General features: G+C 62.9%; 10 protein-coding genes. 9 read left to right on the forward strand and 1 reads right to left on the reverse strand.

All coding sequences use genetic code 11. From position 1 onward, the window contains the following. Nucleotides 1-92: 92 nt before the first annotated feature. The 9 genes from KW836_RS22215 (at nucleotide 93) to iscX (ending at nucleotide 6,306) form a co-directional block, all read left to right on the forward strand. Nucleotides 93-584, forward strand: a complete 492-nt coding sequence (locus tag KW836_RS22215; RefSeq protein WP_006386176.1) for a low molecular weight protein-tyrosine-phosphatase — start codon at nucleotides 93-95, stop codon at nucleotides 582-584. 192 nt (nucleotides 585-776) lie between these two features. Then, nucleotides 777-1,316, forward strand: a complete 540-nt coding sequence (gene iscR, locus KW836_RS22220; RefSeq protein ID WP_056318865.1) for a Fe-S cluster assembly transcriptional regulator IscR — start codon at nucleotides 777-779, stop codon at nucleotides 1,314-1,316. An 18-nt stretch (nucleotides 1,317-1,334) separates the two neighbouring features. After that, complete coding sequence (locus KW836_RS22225; RefSeq protein ID WP_218344764.1) at nucleotides 1,335-2,546, forward strand: IscS subfamily cysteine desulfurase; 1,212 nt, start codon at nucleotides 1,335-1,337, stop codon at nucleotides 2,544-2,546. Nucleotides 2,547-2,579: 33 nt separating this feature from the next. Further along, a complete protein-coding gene (gene iscU, locus KW836_RS22230; protein WP_175123403.1) occupies nucleotides 2,580-2,984 on the forward strand; it encodes a Fe-S cluster assembly scaffold IscU in 405 nt (134 codons plus the stop codon). Nucleotides 2,985-2,986: 2 nt separating this feature from the next. After that, nucleotides 2,987-3,310, forward strand: coding sequence for an iron-sulfur cluster assembly protein IscA (gene iscA / locus KW836_RS22235; protein ID WP_175123402.1), 324 nt, complete (start codon nucleotides 2,987-2,989; stop codon nucleotides 3,308-3,310). 3 nt (nucleotides 3,311-3,313) lie between these two features. After that, nucleotides 3,314-3,826, forward strand: coding sequence for a Fe-S protein assembly co-chaperone HscB (gene hscB / locus KW836_RS22240; protein ID WP_218344765.1), 513 nt, complete (start codon nucleotides 3,314-3,316; stop codon nucleotides 3,824-3,826). Between the two features lie 72 nt (nucleotides 3,827-3,898). Next, a complete protein-coding gene (hscA, locus tag KW836_RS22245; RefSeq protein WP_218344766.1) occupies nucleotides 3,899-5,761 on the forward strand; it encodes a Fe-S protein assembly chaperone HscA in 1,863 nt (620 codons plus the stop codon). Between the two features lie 9 nt (nucleotides 5,762-5,770). Further along, nucleotides 5,771-6,112 (forward strand): ISC system 2Fe-2S type ferredoxin, encoded by a 342-nt coding sequence (gene fdx / locus KW836_RS22250; protein ID WP_013394592.1) that lies wholly within the window; start codon nucleotides 5,771-5,773, stop codon nucleotides 6,110-6,112. Further along, nucleotides 6,112-6,306: a Fe-S cluster assembly protein IscX gene (gene iscX / locus KW836_RS22255; RefSeq protein WP_175123399.1), complete on the forward strand. Its 195-nt coding sequence runs from the start codon at nucleotides 6,112-6,114 to the stop codon at nucleotides 6,304-6,306. The genes fdx and iscX overlap by 1 nt, the downstream gene beginning before the upstream one ends. 57 nt (nucleotides 6,307-6,363) lie before the next feature. Here the strand turns inward: iscX and KW836_RS22260 are convergent. Next, on the reverse strand, nucleotides 6,364-6,460 hold a 97-nt coding region (locus KW836_RS22260), incomplete at its 5' end, for an IS3 family transposase (RefSeq protein WP_162876601.1).

The following is a 6,460-nucleotide window of genomic DNA, read 5'->3' on the forward strand; positions in this document are numbered from 1 at the left end:
GGGATTATGTGCCCCATTAATTTGCGCTACGTCAATTGCGCAGGTGCAAAAAAAGCTTGCCTTATCTCGGGTTTTCCCGCACACTTCCTTCCATGATGACCAAGGTACTTTTCGTTTGCATGGGCAATATCTGTCGCTCGCCGAGCGCAGAGGGCGTGTTTCGCCATTTGGTGAATGACGCGGGTTTGGGCGATGTTGTGCGCATCGACTCCGCGGGCACGCACGCGTTTCATATCGGCGAGGCGCCTGATGCCCGGGCGCAGGCTGCGGCACGTAAGCGCGGCTACGAGATCACTCACTGCGAGGCGCGTCAGGTCACCGCGGAAGACTTCCGTGACTTCGATCTTATCCTCGCCATGGACTGGGACAATCTGTCCGCCATGCAGCAGCAATGCCCTAAGGCGTACCAGCACAAGCTGATGCTCCTGATGCGCTTTGCCAATGAGTTCGAAGAAGCCACCGTGCCCGATCCGTACTACGGTGGCGCCGACGGTTTCGGCAAAGTCCTGGACTACCTCGAAGATGCCTGTCAGGGTGTTCTCGAACTGGTCCGCAAGCGCGCTACCCAGTACCAGGCTGCCTGATCGGCCGGTTGCAGAGTCGCTCTCAGAGCGGCTCTCAGGGCACAAGGCAGTAAAAAACCGCGCAGATGCGCGGTTTTTTGTAGCCGGGAGCCATACCAAATTAGTCGGGAATAGGCTATACTTGAGCCAATTACTCGGGTATTGACCGCTGGATTCGCTGGCGGCCACTGCCGGAATCACAGGGAATTCACCATGCGGCTAACTACCAAAGGGCGTTTCGCCGTGACTGCCATGATCGACTTGGCTATGCGGCAGCATAGCGGCCCGGTCACTCTTGCGGCCATCAGCCAGCGTCAGAACATTTCGCTTTCGTATCTGGAACAGCTCTTCGGAAAACTCCGTCGTCACGAGCTCGTGGACAGCGTCCGCGGCCCGGGCGGCGGTTATTCGCTTGCGCGCCTGGCGCGCAACGTGACTGTTGCAGACATCATCTTTGCCGTCGACGAACCGCTGGACGCCACGAGCTGTGGCGGCAAGCGGGACTGTACGAGCGGCAACGACGGCAAGCCCGGCAAGTGCATGACGCATGAACTCTGGGCTACGTTGAATCGCAAGATGGTGGATTACCTGGATTCGGTGTCCCTGCAGGATCTCGTCGACCAGCAGCGTGTGCGCCAATTGCAGGAAGCGACCAATCAAGCGCAGGCCTGCGCAGTGCGCGTGAACCGGGTGGGAGGCGCAACTGCCGCCAACGCCCCGACCACCACTGTTGCTGCCAACGCCACCGTATAAGAAGTAGGAGTTGTAGAAATGACCACCCGTCCGATCTATCTGGATTATTCGGCCACGACGCCTGTCGATCCCCGCGTTGTTGATGCCATGGTGCCGTGGCTGTACGAAAACTTCGGCAACCCGGCGTCGCGCAGCCATGCGTTTGGCTGGGAATCCGAAGAGGCCGTCGAACGCGCCCGCGAACAAGTCGCCAAGCTGGTCAATGCCGACCCGCGCGAAATCGTCTGGACCTCCGGCGCCACCGAATCCAACAACCTCGCCATCAAGGGCGCGGTAAACTTCTATGCCGAGCGCGGCAAGCACATCATCACGGTCAAGACCGAACACAAGGCGGTTCTGGACACCTGTCGTGAGCTGGAGCGCCAGGGCTTCGAAGTCACCTATCTGAACGTCAAGGACAACGGCCTGATCGACCTGGATGTCTTCAAGGCTGCACTGCGTCCCGACACCGTGCTGGTGTCCGTGATGATGGTGAACAACGAAATCGGCGTGATCCAGGACGTGGAAACGCTGGGTGAAATCTGCCGCGAAAAGGGCATCATTTTCCACGTCGACGCCGCTCAGGCGACCGGCAAGGTGGAAATCGACCTGCAAAAGCTCAAGGTCGACCTGATGTCGTTCTCGGCCCACAAGACTTACGGCCCCAAGGGCATTGGTGCGTTGTACGTGCGCCGCAAGCCGCGTATCCGTATCGAAGCGCAGATGCATGGCGGCGGTCATGAGCGCGGTTTCCGCTCGGGCACGCTGGCCACGCACCAGATCGTCGGCATGGGCGAAGCCTTCCGCCTGGCGCGCGAAGAAATGGGCACCGAGAACGAGCGCATCCGCATGCTGCGTGATCGCCTGTGGAATGGCCTGTCGGAGATCGAAGAGGTCTACCTGAACGGCGACATGGACCAGCGCGTGCCGCACAACCTGAACGTGAGCTTCAACTACGTCGAAGGCGAGTCCCTGATCATGGCGATCAAGGAGCTTGCGGTTTCCAGCGGTTCGGCCTGCACCTCGGCCAGCCTGGAGCCTTCGTACGTGCTGCGCGCCCTGGGCCGCAACGATGAACTGGCGCACAGCTCGATCCGCTTCACGCTGGGTCGTTTCACGACCGAGAAGGAAGTGGACTTTGCGGTCGAACTGATCAAGAGCCGGGTTGGCAAGCTGCGCGATATGTCGCCGCTTTGGGAAATGGCCAAGGAAGGCATCGACTTGAACACCGTGCAGTGGGCCGCGCACTAAGCGCCCGCGCCTTGATATACGTGGAGAATTAACATGTCTTACAGCACCAAAGTTCTGGATCACTACGAAAACCCCCGCAACGTCGGTTCGTTCGACAAGTCGGACGACTCGGTGGGCACCGGCATGGTCGGCGCGCCGGCCTGTGGCGACGTGATGAAGCTGCAGATCAAGGTGAACGAAGCTGGCGTTATTGAAGACGCGCGCTTCAAGACCTACGGCTGTGGCTCGGCCATCGCCTCCAGCTCGCTCGTGACCGAATGGGTCAAGGGCAAGACGCTGGACCAAGCCATGAACATCCGCAACACGCAGATCGCCGAAGAACTGGCGCTGCCGCCGGTGAAGGTGCACTGTTCCATCCTGGCCGAAGACGCGATCAAGGCCGCGGTGCAGAACTACAAAGAAAAGCATTCGGCCACCGCCGAAGCTGTGGCGGGCTGATCATGTCCGTTACCCTGACCCAACAGGCTGCCACCCACATCGGCCGCTACTTGCAGAAGCGCGGAAAGGGTATCGGCTTGCGGCTCGGCGTTAGGACGACGGGCTGCTCCGGCATGGCCTACAAGTTGGAGTATGTCGACGCGGTCGAGGCGGAAGATGTCGTCTTCGAGAGCTTTGGCGTGAAGGTCTTCATTGACCCCAAGAGCCTGTCGTATCTCGATGGCACGGAGCTGGACTACGCCCGCGAGGGCCTGAACGAAGGCTTCAAGTTCCGCAACCCCAACGAGAAGGCGACCTGCGGCTGCGGCGAGTCGTTCACGGTGTAAGTCTTGGCTGGTGACGATCACTTCAGCCTGTTTGGCTTGCCGGCACGATTCGACCTGGACGGCCAGGCGCTTGAGCACGCCTGGCGCACCGTCGCCGCGAAGGTGCACCCCGACCGTTTTGCCACGGCCAGCCCCGCGGAACGCCGCGTGGCGATGCAATGGGCGGCACGGGCCAACGAGGCCTATCGCGAATTGAAGGATCCGCTGCTGCGGGCCCGCTACCTGTGCGAGCAGGCCGGCGTGGACCTGCAGACCGAAAGCAACACGTCCATGGACGGCGCTTTCCTGATGCAGCAGATGACCTGGCGCGAGATGCTGGATGACGGGCGCGACGACGCCAACGTTCTGAACGCGTTGCAAGCCGAACTGGACGAGGCGCGTGCCGAGATGCGCGCCACGCTGACGCGCCTTCTGGATGACGAACGCGATTACGCGGCGGCCGGGCGCAAGGTGCGGGAATGGATGTTCGTGGAAAAGCTGGCGCAGGAGCTGGCCCACGTGCAGCCCGCGGGATAGCCAACGGCGCGCTGGGGCGTTCCCGTCAAGGGCGCCTGTCCGGCGCGGCCTACTGACCAGAAAAACAGAATCATGGCCTTATTGCAGATTTCCGAGCCCGGTGAGTCGCCCGCGCCGCACCAGCGCAAGCTGGCGGTCGGGATTGACCTGGGCACCACCAATTCGCTGGTCGCTGCCGTGCGCAGCAGCGTGGCTGAAGTGCTGCCCGATGCGCAAGGCCATGCCTTGCTGCCGTCGGCGGTGCGCTATTTCCCCGGCGGCAAGGTCGCGACGGGCCGCGAGCCGCTGGCCCAGCAGGCCGAAGATCCCCTGAACACGGTTGTGTCCGTGAAGCGTTTCATGGGCCGGTCGCTGGAAGAGGCGCAGGCAACGCGCGCGCCTTATGAGTTTGTCGATGCACCCGGCATGGTCCGGATCCGCACGGCGCAGGGCGATCTGAGCCCGGTAGAGGTGTCCGCGCAGATCCTGGCAGTGCTGCGCCAGCGTGCCGAAGACGTGCTGGGCGACGAGCTGGTGGGCGCGGTCATTACCGTGCCCGCGTATTTTGACGACGCGCAGCGTCAGGCCACGCGCGATGCCGCGCGCCTGGCGGGCCTGAACGTGCTGCGTCTGTTGAATGAACCGACCGCGGCCGCCATTGCCTACGGGCTGGACAATGCCGCCGAGGGTGTCTACGCGGTTTATGACCTGGGCGGCGGCACGTTCGATATTTCCATCCTGCGCCTGACGCAGGGTGTGTTCGAAGTGATTTCCACGGGCGGCGATACGGCGCTTGGCGGCGACGACTTCGATGTCCGGATCGCGGATCATGCCGTGGCGAAGCTGGGCTTGGGCGAACTGTCGCCCGCCGAGCGCCGCGGTTTACTGATGGCCGCGCGCGCCGCGCGTGAAACGCTGTCGGACGCCGACGTGACGAGCCTGAAGCTGACGCTGTCGGGCGGACGCGACGTCGATCTGACGCTTACCCGTGATGAATTTGAATCGCTGGCCCAGCCGCTGATCGAGCGCACGCTGGACACGGCGCGCCGCGCGCTGCGCGATGCGGCGCTCAAGCCGGCCGACGTGCGCGGCGTGGTGATGGTGGGCGGTGCGACGCGCATGCCTGTCGTGCGCGCCGCGGTGGCCAAGGTGTTCGGCACGGAACCGCTGACCGATCTGGATCCGGATCAGGTCGTGGCGCTGGGCGCCGCGCTGCAGGCCAATCTGTTGGCGGGCAACCGGGCGCCGGGCGAAGACTGGCTGCTGCTGGACGTGATTCCGCTGTCGCTGGGCCTGGAAACGATGGGCGGCCTGGTCGAACGCATCATTCCGCGCAACAGCACCATCCCTGTGGCGCGCGCGCAGGAATTCACGACGTTCAAGGACGGCCAGACGGCCATGAGCATCCACGTGGTGCAGGGCGAGCGCGACCTGGTGGCGGATTCCCGTTCACTGGCGCGCTTTGAACTGCGCGGCATTCCGCCGATGGTGGCGGGCGCCGCACGTATCCGCGTGACCTTCCAGGTCGACGCGGATGGCCTGCTCAGCGTCACGGCGCGCGAGCAGAGCCAGGGCGTCGAGGCAATGGTGTCCGTCAAGCCGTCTTACGGTCTGTCCGACGACGAGATCGCGCAGATGTTGGCCGATAGCGTGGCGCAGGCCGACACGGATGCCAAGGCGCGCATGTTGCGCGAGCAGCAGGTTGACGCGCGCCAGTTGGTGGAATCGGTGCAGGCGGCGCTGGCCGTTGACGGCGACCTGCTCGAGCCGGAAGAACGCAAGCGGGTGGACGAGTGCCTGGACGCCGCGATCGCGGCGCAGCAGGCGCAGGACGTGGTCACCGTCACCCAAGCCGTGCAGGCCCTGTCCGCCGCGACCGACGACTTTGCCGCGCGCCGCATGGACCGCAGCATCCGCGCCGCGTTGGCCGGCCGCAAACTAGACGAAATCGCCTGATAAGAAGTTATGCCGAAACTGACTGTATTGCCCCATCCCGACTACTGTCCCGAAGGCGCGGTGATCGAAGATGCGCCCAAGGGCGTGTCGATCTGCCGCGTGCTGCTGGATAACCACATCGATATCGAGCACGCCTGCGAACTGTCGTGCGCCTGCACGACCTGTCATGTGGTGGTCAAGCAGGGTTATTCTTCGCTGGAAGACGCCACGGACGACGAGGAAGACCTGCTGGACAAGGCTTGGGGCCTGACCCCCACGTCGCGTCTGTCGTGCCAGGCCCTGGTGACCGATGCCGACCTGACGGTCGAGATTCCCAAGTACACGATCAATCACGCCAAAGAGGGCCATTGATGAAGTGGACCGACACCTACGAGATTGCGGCTGCGCTGTACGACGCGCACCCTGACGTGGACCCGAAGGTGCTGCGTTTTACGCAGTTGCGCGAATGGGTCATGGCCTTGCCGGGCTTCAGCGACGATCCCGCCCACAGCGGCGAGAAGATCCTGGAGGCCATTCAGATGGCCTGGATCGAAGAAGCCGACTGATCGTGGCTGCACAAGACGCTCCCTGTATGAACTGACCCCCAGAAGTTGGACGGTCAGCTAAAGCCCGAAGGCCTGAGCTCGGTATTGCACCGGGCTCAGGCCTTTTAGCTTGAGCTTGATGCGATCATGATTGTAGTAACGGATGTACTGTCGG

It is taken from the genome of Achromobacter sp. ACM05 (assembly GCF_019218915.1).
Classification (GTDB): domain Bacteria; phylum Pseudomonadota; class Gammaproteobacteria; order Burkholderiales; family Burkholderiaceae_B; genus Achromobacter; species Achromobacter animicus.